Source organism: Collinsella sp. AF25-2LB (genome assembly GCF_003458415.1).
Lineage (GTDB): Bacteria > Actinomycetota > Coriobacteriia > Coriobacteriales > Coriobacteriaceae > Collinsella.
The window spans coordinates 21,229-41,521 of record NZ_QRUF01000018.1 but is presented as its reverse complement, the minus strand read 5'-3'; the positions used below and the strand labels follow the sequence as shown (position 1 = coordinate 41,521).

Here is a 20,293-nt window from a genome sequence, read left to right as displayed (position 1 = left end):
ACCCTAAGAGCAAACCACCCTTTTTAAGGGTGGTTCTGATTGTATACACGTTGTACTTTGGGACCTAGCTCCCCCGTATGTGCTCTTACTGTTTGGCTGTATTTTGAGTCCATCTAGTGTATTTGAGCGATAATTACTCGCATTGGCGTTAGGGAGGGCTTGATGTTTACCGTATTTGTCTTGGGCAATATTGCTTCGGGTAAGTCGACTGCCTGCCGCTATTTCGAATCTCGTGGCGCTATGCTTATCGATCTGGATGAGCTTGCAAAATCGCTGTATGTGCCGGGCTCTGATATCGTCAATACACTTGCGGATGAATTCGGTTGGGACATTTTGGATGAGGAAGGCGGCATTCGCCGCGGCATCCTCGCTTCTCGAGCTTTCGCTTCTCCTGATTCGGTCGCACGGCTCAATGACATCGTGCATCCCATTCTGATTGAACAGCTTTCGCTTAGGATTCTCGATCCGGTTTGTTGTACTGTTTCATCTCCCCGTTATCCTTTTGCGGTGGTCGAGGTTTCTGCTCCGACTGGTTTTGAGGATGCATTTGGCTTGGCTGATGAAATTTTGGTCATCAGCGCCCCTTTGTCAGTTCGTCGCGAGCGCGCTATTCAACGTGGCATGGAGCCATCTGATTTCGATGCCCGTTCTGCTTGCCAGCCCGAAGAGTCTGTGCTGTGCAATCTCGCTACAACTGTGATTGACAATGCGGCAGACGATAACTCGCTCTTTGAACAACTGGACGCATGGCTTTCGCGCCATGGGTTCGGGGATGTAGTGGATAAGGAGGAGGCCGATGCCTAAGACACGTTTCCTTACGTGGTATCGCCTTATACCGCTGGCTGCCGTTTTTGCCTTCGGCCTTATCTCATTCGTTTACTCGTATGCTCCTGCCGCTTTCTTTAAGCCGCTGTATCCGATTGACTACGAGGCGTATGTAAAGCAATCCAGTATTTCGCATAATCTGGATCCGTATCTGGTGTGCGCTGTCATTAAGTCTGAATCGAATTGGGATCCCGAGGCCGAGTCGAATCAGGGTGCTCAGGGATTGATGCAGCTGATGCCCGAGACTGCCCAGGATATGATCGCCAAGGGCCTTGTCGACGGTGGCGAGTATTCGGCCGACAACCTTAACGATCCGGCTACGAATATCGAGTTTGGCTGTGCGTATCTCTCGTATCTTCTAGCGTATTTTAACGGGTCGACTGACAGTGCCATTGCCGCCTATAACGCCGGCATGGGCAATGTCGACGGATGGGCGCAGCAGAGTACGTCGCTTCATAATGCAATCACCTTTCCCGAGACGCAGGCGTATCTGATTCGTGTCAATAATGCCTGGGTTCGCTACAAGACCCTCTATCCCGATCGGTTCGTATAGGACTATGCCTGCCGCCTGCGTATACTGCAGATATATGAGTTAGGAGTATCCATGGCGGAATTTGAAGTAGAACGCGTTGGTGGTGAACTTAAGCGCTTTGGCGTTGAAGGCTCTGACGTGCCGTTTAAGGTCGTGTCTCCCTATGAGCCTGCCGGTTCCCAGCCTAAGGCCATTGAGTCGCTTGTGCAGGGCGTGAGGGACGGAGACCGCTATCAGGTTTTGCTGGGCGTGACTGGTTCGGGCAAGACCTTCACGATGGCAAAGACTATTGAGGCCCTGGGAAAGCCGACGCTGGTCATGGCTCCGAATAAAACGCTCGCCGCTCAGCTTGCGAGCGAGCTCAAAGAGTTCTTTCCCAACAACGCTGTGGTCTACTTCGTCTCGTACTACGACTACTATCAGCCCGAGGCGTATGTGCCGCAAAGCGATACATATATCGAGAAAGACTCCTCGATTAACGAAGAGGTTGAGATGCTGCGACATCAGGCGACCGCATCGCTACTCTCTCGACGTGATGTGATCGTTGTCGCATCGGTCTCGTGTATCTATGGCATTGGCTCTCCTGAGGACTATGCGGGTCTGGCTCCAAACGTCGACAAGAAGGTGCCGCTCGAGCGCGATGACTTTATCCATGCACTTATCGACATTCAATATGATCGCAATGACTATGACCTGGCACGCGGCACGTTCCGCGTGCGCGGCGATGTTGTCGACGTGTATCCGCCTTATGCCGAGCATCCGTTGCGGTTTGAGTTCTTTGGCGACGAGGTCGAGCTGATTGCCGAGATCGATGAGGTCACCGGTGAGATGCTTCGTGAGTACGAGGCCATCCCCGTATGGCCGGCATCGCACTACGTGACCGAGAAGCCGAAGGTCAAGGCGGCTCTGAAATCGATCAGCGAAGAGTGCGAGAAGCGCGTGGCGGAGCTCAAGGCGACCGACAAGTTGCTCGAGGCGCAGCGTCTGCAGCAGCGCACCGATTATGATCTTGAGATGCTCGAGACGATGGGCTTTTGCAACGGCATCGAGAACTACTCGCGTCATCTGGACGGTCGCAAGCCGGGTGAGCCGCCGTTTACCCTAATCGATTACTTTCCCAAGGATATGCTCTGCATCATCGATGAGAGCCATGTGACGGTGCCGCAGATTCGCGGCATGCACGAAGGTGACCGCTCGCGTAAGGTGACGCTGGTGGAACACGGTTTTCGCCTGCCCTCGGCGCTCGATAACCGCCCGCTTCGTTTCGATGAGTTTGAGGCAAGGATCCCCCAGTTTATCTATGTTTCGGCCACGCCGGGCGATTACGAGCTGCGGGTGAGCCAAAACGACGTGGAGCAGATTATTCGTCCGACCGGTCTGCTCGATCCCAAGATCGATGTGCGTCCGGTTCGCGGTCAGATTGACGATCTTGAAGACGAGATTCGCGAGCGCGTTGCCCGCAAGGAGCGCGTGCTGGTGACCACGTTGACCAAGCGCATGGCCGAGGACCTGACCGACCATCTACTTGATGCGGGCATTAAGGTCAATTACATGCACTCTGATACGGCGACAATGGACCGTGTCGAGATCCTGCGAACGCTGCGCGAGGGCAAGATCGATGTTCTCGTTGGCATCAACCTGCTTCGCGAGGGCTTGGATCTTCCCGAGGTCTCACTGGTGGCAATTCTCGATGCCGATAAGGAAGGCTTCTTGCGCAACCGCCGTTCGCTGATTCAGACGATTGGCCGCGCGGCCCGTAACGCCGATGGCGAAGTCATCATGTATGCGGACGTTGTGACCGATTCGATGAAAGAGGCCATCGAGGAGACGCAGCGCCGTCGCGAGATTCAGATGGCATATAACGAAGAGCATGGCATTGTGCCCAAGACAGTGCGCAAGGCCATCAACGACATCTCAAGTTTTATTGCCGAGGCCGAAAAAACCGTGGGTTCCAAGGGGCGCTCGAAGGGCGATTCTCTTGGTCATGGCGCATTCTATACGCCCGATGAGTCGGGCGAGGGCGGCGTGCCGGAAACGGTGGCGCCCGAGCAGACACTTGCGGAGCAGTTGGAAGAACTGCCGCATGACGAGCTTGTGCGGATCGTCGAAACCATGGAAGAGGATATGCGCAACGCTTCTGCCGCCATGGACTTTGAGGAGGCGGCGCGCCTGCGCGATGCTGTCGTTCAGATTCGGGCGATGCTCGAGGGTGCGTCTGAGGACGAGACGATCGAGCGCTTACGTTCGCAGGCCCGCAAGGGTTCCACGTTCGCATCGGGCAGAAAACGCCAGGGTGCACGGTTTAAGAAATAGCGAACAGGCCCCGAGTTCCCTGTGGAGCTCGGGGCCTGTGTCTTTTGCGCGCTGGAATTCGTGCGCTAGAGGTCTGCGATCAGGGCTTCGGCGCAACGGATGCCGTCGGTGGCCGCGCTCATGATGCCGCCAGCATATCCAGCTCCCTCACCACAAGGGTAGAGGCCCGGGGTCGACACGGCATGGCACGTTCGGTCTCGGGTGACAGTGACAGGTGAGCTCGAACGAGTCTCCACGCCGGTAAGAACGGCATCGGGACGGTCGTAGCCTCGTAGCTTTTTTCCGAGTAGGGGAAGTCCCAGGCGGAGCGACTCGACGATATGCTGCGGCAGGGCTTCGTCAATTGCCGTCCAGGTCACACCGAGCGGATAGGTGGGCTTTACCTTTCCGGGCGCCTTGCTGGCGCGTCCTGCGAGGAAATCTCCGACGAGTTGTGCCGGTGCGTTCCAGTTGGAACCGCCCAGGCGATAGGCGGCCGCCTCGCAGGCACGCTGGAGCTCGATGCCGGCGAGCGGGTCATCGTTGGGAAGGTCCTCAGGCGTGACGTTAACGAGCAAGGCGGCATTTGCGTTGCGTCCGTCGCGGGCATTGAGGCTAGCGCCGTTGACGCACAGGTGGCCCTGCTCGGAAGAGGCGGCGACAACCTGTCCGCCGGGGCACATGCAAAACGAGAACACGCTGCGGCCGTTGGGAAGATGGGCAACAAGTTTGTAAGGGGCCGCCCCGATCGCTGGATGTCCCGCCGAGGCTCCATATTGGGCTCGATCGATGTCGCGCTGCGGATGCTCGATGCGAACGCCCATGGCAAAGGTCTTTTGTGCGAGGGTCACGTTGTGGTCCTTAAGGAGCTCAAAAATATCGCGAGCAGAATGCCCGCAGGCGAGGATGAGGTGCTTTGTCTCGATTGACTCGTAAGCGGCGTCTTGGGACGATTGGACATCAATACCGGTGATGGCGCCAGACGCGTCGATGCGAATGTCGACGAGCTTTGTTCGATAACGGACGACACCTCCGAGCTGCTCGATGCGCTGGGATATAGCGGTGACAACCGTGGGAAGGATGTCGGAGCCAATGTGCGGCTTGGCATCCCACAGAATATCGCGGGGCGCACCCGCCTCGACGAAGGTTTCGAGGATAAGGCGATGGGCGGGATTTTTGGTTCCCGTATTGAGCTTGCCGTCCGAGAAGGTCCCCGCGCCGCCCAGACCAAACTGGATATTGCTCTCGGGGTCGAGGATGCGCTCCTTTAGAAAGAGGTCGATCGCATGCGAGCGGCGAAATGCCGGGTCGCCGCGCTCGATGAGCAAGGGCTTAAGACCTGCTTCGGCGAGCGTAAGCGCAGCGAAAAGGCCGGCGCATCCGGCGCCGACAACGACAGGGCGTTCTTGAGGTGCGTCGGAGACGGGGGTGGGGAATGAAGACCCATCGTCTTCTATCGCGCGTACGCGTGAGCGGTCACGCTCGGCGACGCTGTCGACCGCTTCTCGCTCGAGGTGGGGACTAGTCAGCTCAACACGAAAGCTCAGGATAAAATGGACGTCTCGTTTTTTGCGAGCGTCGATTGACTTGCGGTGGAGCTCGATGGACTTGATCTCGGAGTCCTTGCAACGTAGGACGCGCTTGGCGACTCGCTTACCAACAATGAGGCAGGCATTTTCATCGCCGGCTTCATCGAGCGACGCGTTGACTTGGGTGATTTCGATCATCGAGGTCTCCTTAGAGGCAAGAAAGAGGCCGTCCGGTATCCCAGACGGCCCGAATGCGTTTTTGATTATAGACTGCGCGGCTACAGGCTGCTTGCAGCGCGAATGCCCGAGAGCCAGGCCCACGCAAGGTTAAAGCCTCCGCAATCGGCGTCGATGTCGAGCGCTTCGCCGCAGACGTAAAGCGGGGCGTCGACAGCGCTGCGCGCGCGTAGACTGGGTATTGAGATGCTCTCGACAGATACGCCACCACGCGTGACCTGCGCCGAGCGCTCCTCGGCTGTTCCCTCGACGAGCAACTTAAAGTGTTTGAGGATTGAGACCAGGTGGATGACATCGTTGGAGCCTGGATGGCACTGCTCGAACGTCGTGCAGACGACGCGGGAGAGTTGCGGGGCGAGCATGCCGTCGAGCCAACGGGGATTGCGGGGCGAAAAGCCGCCGAGCAGCTCAACGCGCCGGTTGAGCATATCGAGCAGCTCGTCTTTGGAGAGGTCGGGGAAAACGTCGAGCAGGATCGTATCGCCGCGCTGGATACGACGGGAGAGGTTGAAGACAGCGACGCCCGAGATACCGAAGGCTCGAAACAGGACTTCACCGTCTTCGTGCCAGAGCTCATTATGATTGCGGGCGAGCGTCAAGCGGGCGCGGACGCGCAGGCCATCCAACGTCTTGAGTGCCGCCCGATCGCCGACGACCGTTGCCGATACGGGGCAGAGGATGGGGTGCAGCGAAGTGAGGGGGAGGCGAAACGTATCGGCGATACCGGTGGGGTTGCCGCCCGTGGCGATAATTACGGCATGTGCCTGCAGGGCCTCGTTCTTGCGAGGGACATCGGCGAGCGCTTTCCGAAGCGAGCGGAGCTCCGATTTTCGGTCGTCGTGCTTTTTTGCCTTGAGCGCCCGCGCCGGACGGTCTATTTGGAGTGCCCAGCCTTCGGAAGTTTTGTGTGCCGAGGCAACGTTGGCTCCGCAGATTAAGGTGATACCCAGGCGGTCGCAAACATTGAGAAGCGCGTCGCGCACCGATTCGGCGCGAAGGGAGCGCGGGTACAGCCGGCCTTCCTCGGAGGTTGTCATGATGCCCAGCGAGGAGAAGAAACCCATAAGCTCTTGTTCGGGCCGGGGGCCCATAACGGATTCAACGAATGCGGGGTGGTTATACCGCTGTGGATCAATCGATTCGTTGGAGAGGTTGCAGCGGCCGTTGCCGGTCGCAAGGAGCTTAAGGCCGCAGGCGACATCGCGCTCAACGATGCAGACGCTTTTGCCAGCGCGTGCGGCCGTAATGGCGGCGGCGAGGCCTGAAGCCCCGCCGCCGATTACCAGGACGTCATAGAAGGCGCTCGTGTTCACTTAGGCCTCGTCGGTCTCGTGCGGGGTAATGGCCTCGACGGCAGAGACTGCCTTGGGCAACATGCCATCGGGCAGTGCGGTCTCGACCTCGCCCTTATCGCAGGCCTCGGCGAGTGCCGGATTAATGGGAAGCTGGCCCAAGATGTCGAGGTTATAGCGCTCTGCGACCTCGGGGAGCTTGCTCTTGCCAAAGACCTCGATCTTCTTGCCGCAGTCGGGACACTCAATATAGCTCATGTTCTCGACAATGCCCAGAATGGGGACGTTCATCTTCTCGGCCATGTTGACCGCCTTGGCGACGATCATCGAGACCAGATCCTGCGGGCTCGTGACGATGACGATGCCGTCGACGGGCAGCGACTGGAAGACGGTGAGCGCGACGTCGCCTGTTCCCGGAGGCATGTCGACCAGCAGGTAGTCGATGGGGCCCCACGAGGTCTCGCTCCAGAACTGCCTAATGGCGCCTGCGATGACCGGACCGCGCCAAAGGACGGGGTCGGTCTCGTTTTGGAGCAGAAGGTTGGAGCTCATGACCTTGACGCCGTGCTCGGAGATTTCGGGCAGCATGAGGTTGCCAAGGGCATGGACGTGGCGTCCGCTCATACCGAACATTTTGGGGATAGAGGGACCGGTGATGTCGGCATCGAGGACGCCGACCTTGTGGCCGTGACGGGCAAGCTCGGTGGCGATGGCACCGGTGACAAACGACTTGCCGACACCGCCCTTGCCGGAAAGCACGGCGATGACGCGTTTGACCTCGGACAGTGTGTTCTCCTCAAATTGCGACGGCGACGTTTGTCCGCCGGCGGCCTGTGCGTGCTCGCAACCCATGTATGACTCCTTTGTATATGTTGGGGCCGGAGCCCCGTGATGTGACACGAGCGTCATTGTACCCTCGTTTGCGAGCGGGAGTCATTTGCGATGCATTTGGGCCGAGCGTGCTTGCAATACGATGGGTCCAAGCGAATGGGCGGGCTTACTGAACTTTGCTGGCGAACTCGAGGTATTGCATGCGCTGCAGCTTGTCGATCGTTGAGGCGTATGGGCTGTCTTCAGATTCCAAGTCGTAGCGCAGCCCGTCGGCACCAAGGTAGCCGGCGACATTGATGGTGGGCACATCTGACCTTGTTGCAAGCAGAGCCTTTTGATAGTCGGTGAGCGGGGCGCCGATCTTATTAAGGGTAATGGCTGCAATCTCGTTTGCCCCGACGGTGTCGTAGACGTTGAGCTCGGTATTGCCGGCGATTTCATAGTTAGCCCAGACGAAATATGTCGACTGATAGATACGGAAAGCGTGGCTTGCCGTATCTTCCTGAGGGTACAGCTCGTCGTTGAGAGTCGTTGCGGCGCTCGGCTGATGGTCGCCAAAAAAGACAAGGACAACCGGTCTGCCGATATTGCGGAGCTCGTTGATAAAGTACTCGAGGTCCCGGTCGGATGCGTTGATGCAGGTAAGATAGGTGTTGAGCGCGCTATTGGCGCCCTCGCTGGCTCCCTCGACCCAATAGTTTGTCAGCTCCTCGGCGGGAACGGTGCCATAGTCGTAGCCGCCGTGATTTTGCATCGTGACGTCAAAGATGAACTGTGGGGCTTCGTCGGTTCTAAGCAGGTCGAGTATCTTGTCGTAGGTGGCGTAGTCGCATACGCCGGCATGGTAACAGGGCGCACCTTCGAAATCGCCGATCGAAAGAAAGTCTCCAAAGCCCAGCTGCTGATAGATTTTATCTCGATGGTAGTTGACGGGGTTTTGCGGGTGCATAGCGGTAGCGGTATACCCAAGCTCCTTAAGGTCCTTTGCCAGGCTGTTGACACCATTCATCTGATATAGCTGATAGGGGATTTTGCCTAATCCGACAAAGGCCGTTGTCGCTCCGGTCAAAAATTCGAATTCGGAGTTCGCCGTTCCGCCACCGGCGACCGAAGCGAGCATGGTGCCGCGAACAAGTGTGTCGGGAAGCGAGTTGTAGAATGCGGGGCCGGTGTACCCGGCCGCCTGGAGCTGCTCAAAGCACGAAAGGTCGCTAAAACTCTCGTTCATGACGGCAACAATCGTCGGCTTGATTTCATTGAACTGGGCAACGGCCGCCGCGCGCTGCTCGCTCGAGCCATACGTGCTGTCGTAGGTGGCGGCGAGCTCCTGCTCGATGCTCTGCGCCTCATCGGGCGTATAGTCTTCGGGCCTCTCAATAGGCAACTCGTTGACCATTTCGGTGAACGAAGTGATAAAACCCTGAGACGCATACGTGGTGATGGGCTGCCAACGGTCAAATCCAAAATTCAGCGCCTGCTCCAAGTCGATGCTGGAAAAGCCCGAGAGCCCCACAACGGTCACTAGCAGAAAAGCGCAGAGGTTAGCGGCGATTGCGGGGAAGACATGGGTGGGCGTACGGAGCTTTCGCGGTCGGATAAGCGAAAGAAGCCCCAGGGAAATCTCCAGCAGGGCGAGAGAGGTTACGATTCCGGCGGTAAAGGTAAACTCGTATCCCTCGCTCACTTCCATTGCAGTGCCAAGGGCCAAGATATCGCTTGGCAGGATGGCTTCGCCTTTAAACGTTATGACGAAGTGCTCGGCAATGCCAAGGATGCAACAGACGACGGGCACGAGGGCCATGACGCCCCCATGACGCTGTCCCAGCAGATAAAGGGAGAGCAGAACCGTCGCGAGCAGCCCGACGGAAAACCCGAATGAGTTGGCGGGAATGTGATAGAACGTTTCGTTGCAGGCAATTTCGAGTGAAACGAACGAGAGCGCTGAAACAGCGGCGATGACAAGGATGTCACGGCAAATACAGGCAACCGTTCCCGTCTCAAGATCGGTTTGGTCAATAAGTCCCGAAACCAAGGGCTCGACAAGAAGTATGACGGCGGCAGCACCGAGCGCCGAATAAGAAAGGACCCATAGGGAACTGTCCTCATTTACGAGCAATTGATTCGTAATCCGTGCAGCTACCACGCCGAGCGGGATGAGGAGCGTCGCGCACCAAAAGACGCGGGCAATGGGCGGCTTTTCATTGTGTTTGATTGAAAAATACACGCGCACGACGACGGTGGCCACGATAAGGACGGCGATGAATATGGGCAGATTGGCCATGTCGCTCGAAGTGATTTCAAGGGGGATATCTTCGGTCATGGACGTTCCTCTGTTACAGCAAATTAAGTTCAGTAGTAGATTACTGTAACCTTTCCACGGCATTTCGAGAAACAAAGCACCCGATACGCAAAGCTAAAGGTCTGCGAATCTTGTATTACGAACATCTGTGCGCGTCGAGTGCGCTAAACTCATCGACAGTATGATTCGATGCAATAGGAGGCAAGGAGCTTCCATGTCTGATTCTTCTATCGTTATTCGCGGCGCTCGTGAGCACAACCTCCGTGATATCGATGTTTCCATTCCGCGTGACCAACTCGTGGTCATTACCGGTCTTTCTGGCTCGGGCAAGAGTTCGCTGGCATTTGACACTATCTATGCCGAGGGCCAGCGTCGATACGTCGAGAGTCTTTCGAGCTATGCGCGCCAGTTCTTGGGCCAGATGGACAAACCCGACTTGGATTCAATCGACGGCCTTTCGCCGGCGGTGTCGATCGACCAAAAGACGACGTCTAAAAACCCTCGCTCGACGGTTGGCACCGTAACCGAGATTTATGACTATCTGCGCCTGCTGTTCGCCCGTGTGGGCACCCCGCACTGTCCCGAATGCGGCCGTGTCATTGAGCGCCAGACGACCGACCAGGTTGCCGACAAGGTCTTGGCGGCGGGGGAGGGCCGCCGCGCGTTTGTGCTGGCACCGGTAGTGCGCGGGCGAAAAGGCGAGTACGCCAAGCTGTTTGAGGACCTTCGCGCCGAGGGCTTTAGCCGCGTGCGTGTCGACGGCGAGGTTCGCTCGCTTGATGACCCTATCGATTTGGATAAGAAATTCAAGCACGATATCGAGGTCGTGGTCGACCGCATCGTGATCCGTGAGAACTCGCTGGGCCGTATTGCCGAGTCCGTTGAACAGGCGACTGCGCTGGCGCACGGCAATGTGAACGTATACTTGCTGCCCGACCGCGACGCTCCCGAGGGGACCGAAGGCGAGTTGCTGGAGTATTCGCTGGCGTTAGCGTGCCCGGAGCATGGACACTCCATCGATGACCTGCAGCCGCGTGATTTCTCGTTCAACGCGCCCTATGGCGCGTGCCCAGAGTGCGATGGCCTGGGCTTTAAGAAGACGGTCGATGCCGAGGCCCTAATCGAAGACCCCTCGAAGTCGATCGCCGACGGGGTTTTTGGCAGCCTGTTTGGCAACTCTAACTACTATCCGCAGATTTTCGCTGCGGTCTGCAAACACTTTAAGGTGAGCGTCGATACGCCGTGGGAGGATCTGCCTCCGCGGGTGCGTCGCGCGTTTTTAGACGGCATGGGCGACCAGAAGATTTCGGTCGACTATCAAAAGCTCGATGGGCGCCGCAGCCAGTGGGACACCAAGTTCTCGGGCGTGCGCAATATCCTGTACGAGCGCTATACCGAGACGACGAATGAGAACACCAAGGCGCGCTTGGAGAAGTACATCCGCGAGGAGCCGTGCTCGAGTTGCCATGGTGCTCGTCTGCGCCCCGAGATGCTCGCCGTTACCGTAGGCGGTAAGTCCATTTACGAGGTCTGCTGCCTATCGTGCCGCGAGTCGCTCGAGTTTTTTGAGGGCTTGGAGCTTACCGAGCGCCAACAATTTATCGGTGGGCGCATCGTCAAGGAAATCCTGGAGCGCTTGCGTTTTCTGGTCGATGTCGGACTCGACTATCTGACCCTCGATCGTGCCTCGGCGACGCTTTCCGGAGGCGAGGCCCAGCGCATTCGCCTGGCAACGCAGATCGGCGCCGGCCTCATGGGTGTCCTGTACATTTTGGACGAGCCATCGATTGGCCTCCATCAGCGTGATAACGAGCGCCTGATCAAGACGCTTGAGCGCCTACGCGATATCGGCAATACCGTCATCGTCGTCGAGCATGATGAGGATACGATTCGTGCTGCCGACTATGTGATCGACATGGGCCCCGGTGCGGGCGTGAACGGCGGACACGTGGTCGCCGCGGGAACGCCTGCCGATATCATGGCGTGCCCCGATTCGATGACGGGTGCCTACCTGACCGGCAAGCGAATGATTCGGGTTCCCGATGAACGCCGCAAGCCCGGTCGCGGCTGCCTTAAGATCACGGGCGCCCGCGCCAACAACCTCAAAAACGTTACCGCCAAGATCGAGTTTGGTACGCTTACGGTCGTTACCGGCGTGTCGGGATCGGGTAAGAGCTCCCTGGTTACCGACACCATCGCACCTGCCCTTACGAATGCCATTCACCGTTCGACGCGCCCTGTGGGTCCGTATAAGAAAATCGAGGGCATCGAGTGTATCGATAAGGTTATCGATATCGACCAGTCGCCGATTGGTCGCACGCCGCGTTCCAACCCTGCTACGTACATTGGCCTGTGGGATGATCTTCGCGCGCTGTTTGCGAGTACGCCGGAGTCGAAGGCGCGTGGCTACTCGCCGGGACGTTTCTCCTTTAACGTGAGCGGCGGTCGCTGCGAAGCATGCAAGGGCGACGGACAAATTAAGATCGAGATGCACTTCCTTCCCGATATCTATGTCCCCTGTGAGGTCTGCGGCGGCAAACGCTATAACCGCGAGACGCTTGAGGTCACCTACCGTGGTAAGACCATCTCGGACGTGCTCGACATGAGCGTCACCGAGGCACTGGCCTTCTTTGGGAATATCCCGCAGATTAAGCGCAAGCTCCAGACGCTGTACGATGTAGGCTTGGGCTACGTGAGCCTGGGCCAGCCCGCCACGACGCTCTCGGGCGGCGAGGCGCAGCGTGTGAAGCTCGCCAAGGAGCTTCATCGACGCCAGACGGGCAAGACGTTCTATATTTTGGATGAGCCGACGACCGGCCTTCATTTTGAGGACGTCCGCCAGCTGCTTGATGTGCTGCAGCGCTTGGTCGATGCGGGCAACACGGTGCTGGTGATTGAACACAACCTTGATGTCATCAAGGTTGCCGACCGCCTGATCGATATGGGCCCCGAGGGCGGTAACGGCGGCGGAACCGTCGTGGTTTCGGGCACACCGGAGCAGGTTGCGGACTGTCCGCAAAGTTATACGGGCAAGTTTTTGGCGCCGTTGCTCAGGCGTGACCGGGAGCGTCAGGCTCAACTTGATGCTCAATAAATAGGCGATTCAGTTTATGGGCGCCATCGACTCCTTGTGATTCGATGGCGCTTGCTGTGTCGAAGTGACGTATGCAGCCGAATTGGACATATACTTAATCCTTGCGTCCGAATGCGAGGGAAAGGATATGCCATGGCAAAGGCTGTAAAGACGCCAAAAACCAATGCGATGCGCGAGCTGGAAAGCGCCGGCATTTCCTATGTTCTACATACGTACGAAGACGATGGTGATGAGTCGGCGGGCCTGGGGGTCGCGATTTCGGAGCAGCTTGGCGAGGAGCCCGGACAAGGATTTAAGACCTTGGTCTGCGTGACGCCGTCCAACGACCATGTCGTGTGCTGCATCCCTGTTGCCGACGAGCTCGATCTAAAGTCCGCCGCGCGTGCCGCGGGGGAGAAGTCCTTGGCCATGATGCATGTGAAGGATTTGCTTGCGGCGACTGGCTACGTTCGCGGCGGCTGCAGTCCGGTCGGTATGAAAAAACGCTACCGGACGCTCATTGATGAGACATGTGTCCTTTGGGATACCATTTTTATTTCGGGAGGCAAGCGTGGTTATCAGCTCGAGCTTGCACCCGATGATTTAATTGCATTTTGCGGGGCGACGGTCGCCCCGATTACGAGAGAGGACTGAGCGATGCCGCAGGAAGAATTGAAGTGCGGAGCTCATTTTGCAAAAGAATCTGCGCCTCAGACACCCTCATCCGAAGCTTCTTCGTCGCGAGATGGCACTGATGATATGGGCTCGTCGGACTACTCCACGGTTGGTCGTTCCGCCGGGCTTATGACCATCCTGACCATCGTGTCTCGCGTCACCGGCTTTATCCGCACATGGGCAATGGCGGCCGCTATCGGCATGTCGCTGCTCTCGTCCTCCTATCAGGTCGCCAACAACCTGCCCAATATGCTCTACGAACTCGTGATGGGCGGCATGCTCGTGACGGCGTTTTTGCCCGTGTACATGGGCGTGAGGCGTGAGCAGGGTCGCGAGGCCTCGAACGAGTACGTGGGCAACCTGCTCGGTATTCTGCTATTGGTGCTGGGTGGCATTTCGTTGCTGGGGACCGTGTTCGCTCCGGGCTTTATTTGGACGCAATCGTTCCTTTCTGGTGACGGCGGCAGCATGGATACCGCTGCGTTCATGTTCCGTTTCTTCGCCATCCAGATTCTGTTTTATGGTTTGGGCTCGGTGTTCTCGGGCGTTCTCAACGCACACCGCGACTACTTCTGGTCGACGTTTGCCCCGGTCCTCAACAATGTGATCGTCATTGCGAGCTTTATGGGCTTTGCGCCCGTGTCCGCACAGTTTGGCGAACGTGCCGGCATCATCTTGATTGCGGCCGGTACGACCCTCGGTGTCTTTGTTCAGATGGCTTGTCAGATCCCCGCGCTTGGCAAGCACGGCGTGCATCCCCATATCCATATCGACTTTAAGGACCCCGCACTGCGCCAGACGATTGCGCTCGGTATCCCGACGCTGCTCGCTACGGTGTGCATGTTTGTCTCGACTTCTATCACGAACGCTGCCGCGCTGGTGGTCCAGCCCGAGACCGGTCCTTCCGTCATCGCCTATGCGCGCCTGTGGTACACGCTGCCCTACGCGCTGATTGCCGCCTCGCTTTCGACGGCGCTCTATACCGAGCTCTCTCACGACGCACAGGAGAAGGATTACGACAGCGTTCGCACGGGCATTTCGCGTGGCGTCGCCCAGATGCTGTTCTTCCTGGTTCCGTTCGCGCTGTACCTGATTGTCTTCGCGCGTCCGCTCAACATGATCTACTGCGCTGGCAAGTTCGATGAGTCCGGCGTGGCGCTGGTGTCCGAGTTCCTTGTCTACCTGGCGTTCTCGCTGCCGCTCTACGGCGTGGTCGTGCTGATGCAGAAGAGCTTCTCTGCCTTGCTCGACATGAAGCCCTATAGCCGCTATTGCCTGTATTCCGCCATCGGCCAGGCCGGCTCGGTTCTGCTGTTTGGCGTTGTGCTGGGCTTCGGTATGCCGGCAATCGCGCTTTCGTATGTCGTCGACTACGTGATCTTGGTCGGTTGCTCGCTGTGGTGGCTGCGTCGTCGTCTGCGTGGTCTTCAGGTTAAATCTATCCTGCATGGCGGTTTCTTTGGCCTTTTGCTCGGTGGCCTGGGTGCTGCCGCAGGCGCCGGCGTCATGTGGGCGCTTGAGCACTTTGTCGGGGCACTTGGCGGCTCGATTCTGATTACTCTTGGCTACGTTTGCGTTGCGGGTGTCGTCTCGCTTGCTGTTACCTTTGGCCTTGCCGTCGTCCTTAAGATGCCCGAGGTCTCGGCGCTGATTCGTCGCAAGTAGGTGCGCGTGGCCGGTCACGACAACATTCCAACGCTTGCCGAGCAGGTTTCGCGCGTTCCCACGCAGCCCGGCTGCTACCTTTGGAAAGACGCCAAGGGCGATGTCATCTACGTGGGCAAGGCGAAAAACCTGCGCGCCCGTATGCGTCAGTACGTGACGCTGCAGGACGAGCGCCAGAAGATCCCGCTGATGATGCAGCTGGTGGCGAGCTTTGACTATATCGTGGTGGAGACCGAGCACGAGGCGTTGGTGCTCGAGCGCAATTTGATTGGTCAGTACCATCCGTACTTTAACGTCGACCTCAAGGATGACAAGAGCTACCCCTTTATCGCCATTACAAAGGGCGACCTGTATCCCGCTATCAAATACACGCGTGAGCGTCATAAGCCGGGAACGCGCTATTTTGGACCTTATACCGATAGCCGCGCGGCACGTGAGACGATAGATACGCTGCGCAAGGTTATCCCCATCTGCTCCGCATCCTGTGCGGAGTGGCGTCGTTGTCGCCGTATCGTCGAGTCCCACAAGGGCGAGGAAGACATCGTCAATATGATTTGCGCGCAAAACGGGCGCCCCTGCTTTGACTACCATGTCGGGCGCGGCCCGGGTGCGTGTGTCGGCGTGATTTCCCCGGCAGACTATGCCAAGAACGTCAAGCGTGTCGAGCGCTTTTTGTCGGGCCATCGCAAGGATGTCGTCGATGAGCTGACCTCCGAGATGACGGATGCCGCTGAGGCGCTCGACTTTGAGCGCGCGGCACGCGTCAAACGTCGTTTGGAGGTCATCAGGGGTCTGGACGATCGTCAGCAAGTCGTTTTTCCCTCCAGTGTCGATATAGATGTCATCGGTTTCTATCGCGAGGAGACCATCTCCGCCGCTTGCGTCTTCGTCGTTCGCGAGGGCCGAACAGTTCGCACCTGCGAGTTCATTCTCGACAAGGGTCTTGATGTTGACGAGGAAGAGCTCCAGTCGGGCTTTCTTAAGCGCTATTACGACGAGACGGCTGATATTCCAGCTGAGGTCAACCTTTCCGTCGATCTTGAGGATGCGGAAGCGCTGGGGGAGTGGCTTGCGGGCAAGCGTGAGCGTTCCTGCCATCTCCATAGGCCGCAGCGTGGCGAAAAGCACCGTCTGCTCGATATGGCATCCAAAAATGCGCGCCATGCCCTCATGCGCTACATGATGCGAACGGGGTACGCTGACGACCGCACCAATCAAGCGCTCCTGGAGCTCGAAAGTGCGTTGGCGCTGCCATCGCCGCCGTTGCGTATCGAGTGCTTCGATATCTCTACACTGCATGGCACCTTTACGGTCGCCTCGATGGTGGTGTTTACCAACGGGCGCGCCGACAAGAGTCAGTATCGTCGTTTTAAAATTCAGGCCGAATTGGACGAGGCAAACGACTTCGTGTCGATGTCCGAGGTTTTGGGACGACGTTATGCTCCCGAGCGCATGGCCGACGAGCGCTTTGGCTCGCGCCCCGATTTGCTCGTTGTCGATGGCGGTAAGCCGCAATTGACCGCTGCGATCAAGCAACTTGAGGCTCTTGGGCTCGATATACCAGTTTGTGGCTTGGCAAAGGCCGATGAGGAGGTTTTCGTGCCTTGGGACGAGACTCCCGTCGTGCTGCCGACCGGGTCCGCGTCGCTCTATCTAATTAAACAGGTGCGCGATGAATCGCACCGTTTTGCCATCACGTTCCATCGCGAATTGCGCGATAAAGCCATGACGGTTTCGGTACTCGATGACGTTCCAGGCGTGGGACCCACCAGAAAACGTGCCCTTATGCGCCATTTTGGCTCGATGAAGCGTTTGCGCGCGGCGAGCGAGCAAGAGATCGCGGAAGTTCGAGGCATTCCTGCCGATGTCGCCAAAGCGGTTCACGAGGCGCTCGTTGCATGGAATGCCGAGCGCGCCGAGGCGGCGGCAAAGCAATCCGAAAACTAAACACGCCTCTAAACAACTGATATACATGATTGCGTGATTTTCAATCATTTATTTCATGGCGATTACCAGCCGATTTCGGGTTTAATTAACGCTAAAACGTTTGACTAGCCATGGTGAACAACCCTGCTATCCTGCGGGTTGACGAAGACTGATATCTCACCTCGTCGATACATACTGTCTGGCGAATCGTTTGTCAATGAATTCGGTGAACGGTAGCAAATACCGTTCAAGCGTATGTATGTATCGGTCGCCGAGCGCGGCACCTCAGTTGGGTTCGTCGGTAGGTAAGGTATATATCGTCCGCAAGTTGCGCGGGGGCACGTCTAGGCGCTCCCGGGTAAGATTCTCTATTGATAGGAGAAGACATGGCCATCATCAACAAGGGTATGTCCAGGCGTTCGTTCCTCGGCCTCACCGGCAGCGTCGCTGCTGTCGCAGGGCTTGGTCTCACCGGCTGCGGTGGCAGCTCTAGCGACGAGGGTTCCGCTTCCGGTTCCACCGATTCCGCCAACCGTGGCGGCGGCGTGATCACCGCTGGTTCCGCTTACGCTCCGTCCAGCTTCGATCCCGCCAGCACCGGCTCCGCTGTGGGCCTGGGTGCTAACTGGCACGTCGTCGAGGGCCTCTACGGCATCGATTACCACGACTACAGCACCTTCAACGAGCTCGCCACCGACGATCCCAAGTCTGTGGACGACACCACTTTCGAGGTCACCATCCGCAAGGGCGCCAAGTTTTCCGATGGCACCGAGGTCACCGCTGACGATGTCGTTGCCTCCTACACCGCTTGCGCCGCTTCCGCTACCTATGCTCCGTTCTTCCAGCCCTTCGAGTCCATCGAGGCCAAGGACGCCAGCACCGTGACGGTCAAGACCAAGGTCCCCAACTTCTCCCTGCTCAAGGATCGTCTGGCCATCGTCCGCGTTACCCCGGCCACCCAGACCGAGGAGGATCGCGCCAAGCAGCCGATCGGCTCCGGCCCCTGGATGTACGACTCTATCTCCGATACCGAGATCACCCTGGTTCCCAACCCCGAGTACAACGGTGAGTATGCTGCCGAGGATAAGAAGATCCAGTACAGCATCCTGACCGACCCCACCGCTCGCGTTACCGCTCAGCAGGAGGGCTCCACGCTCGTTATGGAGCTCGTTACCGCTGACGCCGTCGACCAGCTCGAGAGCGCCGGCTGCAAGATCGATAACGTTCAGGGTTTCGGCACCCGCTTCATCATGTTCAACGTCGCCAAGGAGCCTTGGAACAACGTCAAGGTCCGTCAGGCTGTCATGTATGCGCTCGACACCGAGAAGATGGTCAGCAACACCTTCGCCGGCCTTGCCACCGCTGCCAGCTGCTACCTGCCCAAGAGCTTCACCAACTATCATGAGGCTTCCACGGTGTACAAGACCGACGCCAAGAAGGCTAAGAAGCTCATCGAGGAGTCTGGCATCACCCCGGGTGCCATCACCCTGCGCACCACCGACAACGAGCAGATTAAGGGCATGGCCGCCCAGGTCAAGAACGACCTCGACGCTCTCGGCTTCGATGTGACCATCCAGACCGATACCTCGCCGGCCACCTACGCTGCCATCGACGGCGGCGAGGCCTACGATATCCTCCTTGCCCCTGGCGATCCTTCCTGCTTCGGCGCCGACCCCGACCTGCTGCTCAACTGGTGGTACGGCGACAACGTCTGGATGCAGACCCGTTGCCCGTGGAAGGAGTCCGCTGAGTGGCAGAAGCTCCACAGTCTCATGGACGAGGCTCTTGCCGCCGAGGGCGACGAGCAGCAGAAGAAGTGGAACGAGTGCTTCGACATCATTGCCGACAACGCCGTTCTGTACCCCGTTGTCCACGTCAAGACCGTCTCCGCTTCCTGGGACGATCCGTCCACTGCGCCCAACGGCGAGGCCCTCGATGGCTTCAAGGGCATCGGCACGACGAGCATGTCCTTCAGGGGCGTTGCGACCGTCAAGGCGTAAGACTCGCTTGAGTCTGTATGCAGGATGTCGGTCGTTGGGACCGTATCCTCATAGTTGAAACAAAGACCCGGGCGACCTCGATGTCGCTCGGGTCTTGTAATGAGTATCCGTACTCATATACCAGTTGGTCCTACCGACAAAAGAAAGGGGAGAGAACGTGAACAACTTGCTACGTTTGATTGGAAGGCGTCTTGTGGCGCTGCCGATCATGGCATTGGGCGTCACCGTCCTGGTGTTCTTCCTTATGTCGTTCTCCAAGACCGACCCCGCCTACACGGCGTTGGGTGACGGTGCCTCGCCCGAGGCGGTTGCCGAGTACCATGAGAAGTATGGTCTGGACGACCCCTGGCCCGTGCGCTACGTGCGCTATATGGGCGATTTGATCCATGGCGACATGGGCACCTATGGTGCTGCTCGCAACTCCGTTGCCAAGCGCATCTCCACGGCCCTGCCCGTCACGATGCAGCTGACCTTCATCGGCCTTGCCATCGGTGCGGTCGTTTCGTTTTTGCTCGGCGTCATCGCGGCACTGTATCGCGACAAATGGCCGGACCAAGTGATCCGCGTCTTTTCCATCGCCGGCTTGGCAACCCCGTCGTTCTGGCTTGCCGTTCTGTTGATCCTGCTGTTCTCTTCCTACCTTAAGGTGCTCCCGGCATCGGGTGCTCTGCCTCACTTCACCACGAATCCGGCTGGTTATCTGGGCCGCATGATTATGCCCGCCATCGCCTTGGCATTTCCGCTGACGGGCCAGATGACTCGTATCGTGCGTACCGCCATGGTCGAGGAGCTCGACAAGGACTATGTCCGTATGGCTCGCGGTGCCGGCGTTCCCGAGAAGGTCGTCGTCGGTATCAACGTTCTTCGCAATGCGCTGATCACCCCGGTCACCACCCTCGGTCTTAAGATCGGTTACCTCATGGGCGGCGCCGTCGTCATCGAGGTTATCTTCAACCTCCCCGGCATGGGCACCGCGATTCTGCAGGGCGTTCAGGGCAACGAGGCGAACCTGGTTCAGGGCGTCGTTATCGTCGTTGCTCTTGCCTTCATCATCATCAACATCGTGGTTGACATGCTCTACCTGCTCATCAACCCGCGCATCAGGACGGTGTAGATT

Annotated in this window: 13 protein-coding genes; 9 read left to right on the top strand and 4 right to left on the bottom strand. The window is 58.0% G+C overall.

The window, feature by feature from the left end:
• Positions 1–162 precede the first annotated feature (162 nt).
• The 3 genes from coaE to uvrB are packed head-to-tail and all read left to right on the top strand — an operon-like array spanning position 163 to position 3,670.
• A complete protein-coding gene (gene coaE, locus DWY51_RS08205; protein ID WP_117770493.1) occupies positions 163–804 on the top strand; it encodes a dephospho-CoA kinase in 642 nt (213 codons plus the stop codon).
• Entirely contained in the window at positions 797–1,378 is a 582-nt protein-coding gene (locus DWY51_RS08200) for a lytic transglycosylase domain-containing protein (protein ID WP_022093787.1), read from the top strand. The genes coaE and DWY51_RS08200 overlap by 8 nt, the downstream gene beginning before the upstream one ends.
• A 51-nt stretch (positions 1,379–1,429) precedes the next feature.
• Positions 1,430–3,670, top strand: coding sequence for an excinuclease ABC subunit UvrB (gene uvrB, locus DWY51_RS08195; protein ID WP_035138903.1), 2,241 nt, complete (start codon positions 1,430–1,432; stop codon positions 3,668–3,670).
• A gap of 65 nt (positions 3,671–3,735) precedes the next feature.
• Here the strand turns inward: uvrB and DWY51_RS08190 are convergent, their stop codons facing one another.
• From DWY51_RS08190 to DWY51_RS08175, 4 genes are all read right to left on the bottom strand, one after another.
• Positions 3,736–5,376, bottom strand: coding sequence for an NAD(P)/FAD-dependent oxidoreductase (locus DWY51_RS08190; RefSeq protein ID WP_117770492.1), 1,641 nt, complete (start codon positions 5,374–5,376; stop codon positions 3,736–3,738).
• A gap of 80 nt (positions 5,377–5,456) precedes the next feature.
• Positions 5,457–6,728 carry an NAD(P)/FAD-dependent oxidoreductase gene (locus DWY51_RS08185; protein WP_117770491.1) on the bottom strand — a complete coding sequence of 424 codons (1,272 nt, stop codon included), beginning with the start codon at positions 6,726–6,728 and terminating at the stop codon, positions 5,457–5,459.
• The gene (locus tag DWY51_RS08180; RefSeq protein ID WP_022094864.1) at positions 6,729–7,559 is read right to left on the bottom strand and encodes an Mrp/NBP35 family ATP-binding protein; all 831 of its coding nucleotides are present in this window, start codon (positions 7,557–7,559) and stop codon (positions 6,729–6,731) included. It lies immediately after the preceding gene.
• A 145-nt stretch (positions 7,560–7,704) separates the two neighbouring features.
• Positions 7,705–9,933: an LTA synthase family protein gene (locus tag DWY51_RS08175; RefSeq protein WP_117770490.1), complete on the bottom strand. Its 2,229-nt coding sequence runs from the start codon at positions 9,931–9,933 to the stop codon at positions 7,705–7,707.
• Positions 9,934–10,051: 118 nt separating this feature from the next.
• Between DWY51_RS08175 and uvrA the strand changes: the two genes are divergently transcribed.
• The 6 genes from uvrA to DWY51_RS08145 all read left to right on the top strand — a co-directional run bounded on the left by uvrA (position 10,052) and on the right by DWY51_RS08145 (position 20,290).
• Positions 10,052–12,931: an excinuclease ABC subunit UvrA gene (gene uvrA / locus DWY51_RS08170; protein ID WP_117770489.1), complete on the top strand. Its 2,880-nt coding sequence runs from the start codon at positions 10,052–10,054 to the stop codon at positions 12,929–12,931.
• Positions 12,932–13,063: 132 nt separating this feature from the next.
• Positions 13,064–13,564 carry a Cys-tRNA(Pro) deacylase gene (gene ybaK / locus DWY51_RS08165; protein ID WP_089573609.1) on the top strand — a complete coding sequence of 167 codons (501 nt, stop codon included), beginning with the start codon at positions 13,064–13,066 and terminating at the stop codon, positions 13,562–13,564.
• A 105-nt stretch (positions 13,565–13,669) separates the two neighbouring features.
• The gene (gene murJ / locus DWY51_RS08160; RefSeq protein ID WP_117655647.1) at positions 13,670–15,250 is read left to right on the top strand and encodes a murein biosynthesis integral membrane protein MurJ; all 1,581 of its coding nucleotides are present in this window, start codon (positions 13,670–13,672) and stop codon (positions 15,248–15,250) included.
• A gap of 6 nt (positions 15,251–15,256) precedes the next feature.
• A complete protein-coding gene (gene uvrC / locus DWY51_RS08155; RefSeq protein WP_369832597.1) occupies positions 15,257–17,197 on the top strand; it encodes an excinuclease ABC subunit UvrC in 1,941 nt (646 codons plus the stop codon).
• A gap of 365 nt (positions 17,198–17,562) precedes the next feature.
• On the top strand, positions 17,563–19,176 hold the full coding sequence (locus DWY51_RS08150; RefSeq protein WP_117647497.1) for an ABC transporter substrate-binding protein: 1,614 nt from the start codon (positions 17,563–17,565) through the stop codon (positions 19,174–19,176).
• Between the two features lie 157 nt (positions 19,177–19,333).
• Positions 19,334–20,290, top strand: a complete 957-nt coding sequence (locus tag DWY51_RS08145) for an ABC transporter permease (protein WP_055251823.1) — start codon at positions 19,334–19,336, stop codon at positions 20,288–20,290.
• The last annotated feature ends 3 nt before the right edge of the window (positions 20,291–20,293 follow it).

What these genes read in the sequence shown, in the direction of transcription:
- DWY51_RS08190 (WP_117770492.1), bottom strand. Translation starts at nt 5,376, where the DNA reads ATGATCGAAATCACCCAAGTCAACGCGTCGCTCGATGAAGCCGGCGAT.
- uvrA (WP_117770489.1), top strand. Translation starts at nt 10,052, where the DNA reads ATGTCTGATTCTTCTATCGTTATTCGCGGCGCTCGTGAGCACAACCTC.
- coaE (WP_117770493.1), top strand. Translation starts at nt 163, where the DNA reads ATGTTTACCGTATTTGTCTTGGGCAATATTGCTTCGGGTAAGTCGACT.
- DWY51_RS08180 (WP_022094864.1), bottom strand. Translation starts at nt 7,559, where the DNA reads ATGGGTTGCGAGCACGCACAGGCCGCCGGCGGACAAACGTCGCCGTCG.
- DWY51_RS08200 (WP_022093787.1), top strand. Translation starts at nt 797, where the DNA reads ATGCCTAAGACACGTTTCCTTACGTGGTATCGCCTTATACCGCTGGCT.
- uvrB (WP_035138903.1), top strand. Translation starts at nt 1,430, where the DNA reads ATGGCGGAATTTGAAGTAGAACGCGTTGGTGGTGAACTTAAGCGCTTT.
- ybaK (WP_089573609.1), top strand. Translation starts at nt 13,064, where the DNA reads ATGGCAAAGGCTGTAAAGACGCCAAAAACCAATGCGATGCGCGAGCTG.
- murJ (WP_117655647.1), top strand. Translation starts at nt 13,670, where the DNA reads ATGGGCTCGTCGGACTACTCCACGGTTGGTCGTTCCGCCGGGCTTATG.
- DWY51_RS08150 (WP_117647497.1), top strand. Translation starts at nt 17,563, where the DNA reads ATGGCCATCATCAACAAGGGTATGTCCAGGCGTTCGTTCCTCGGCCTC.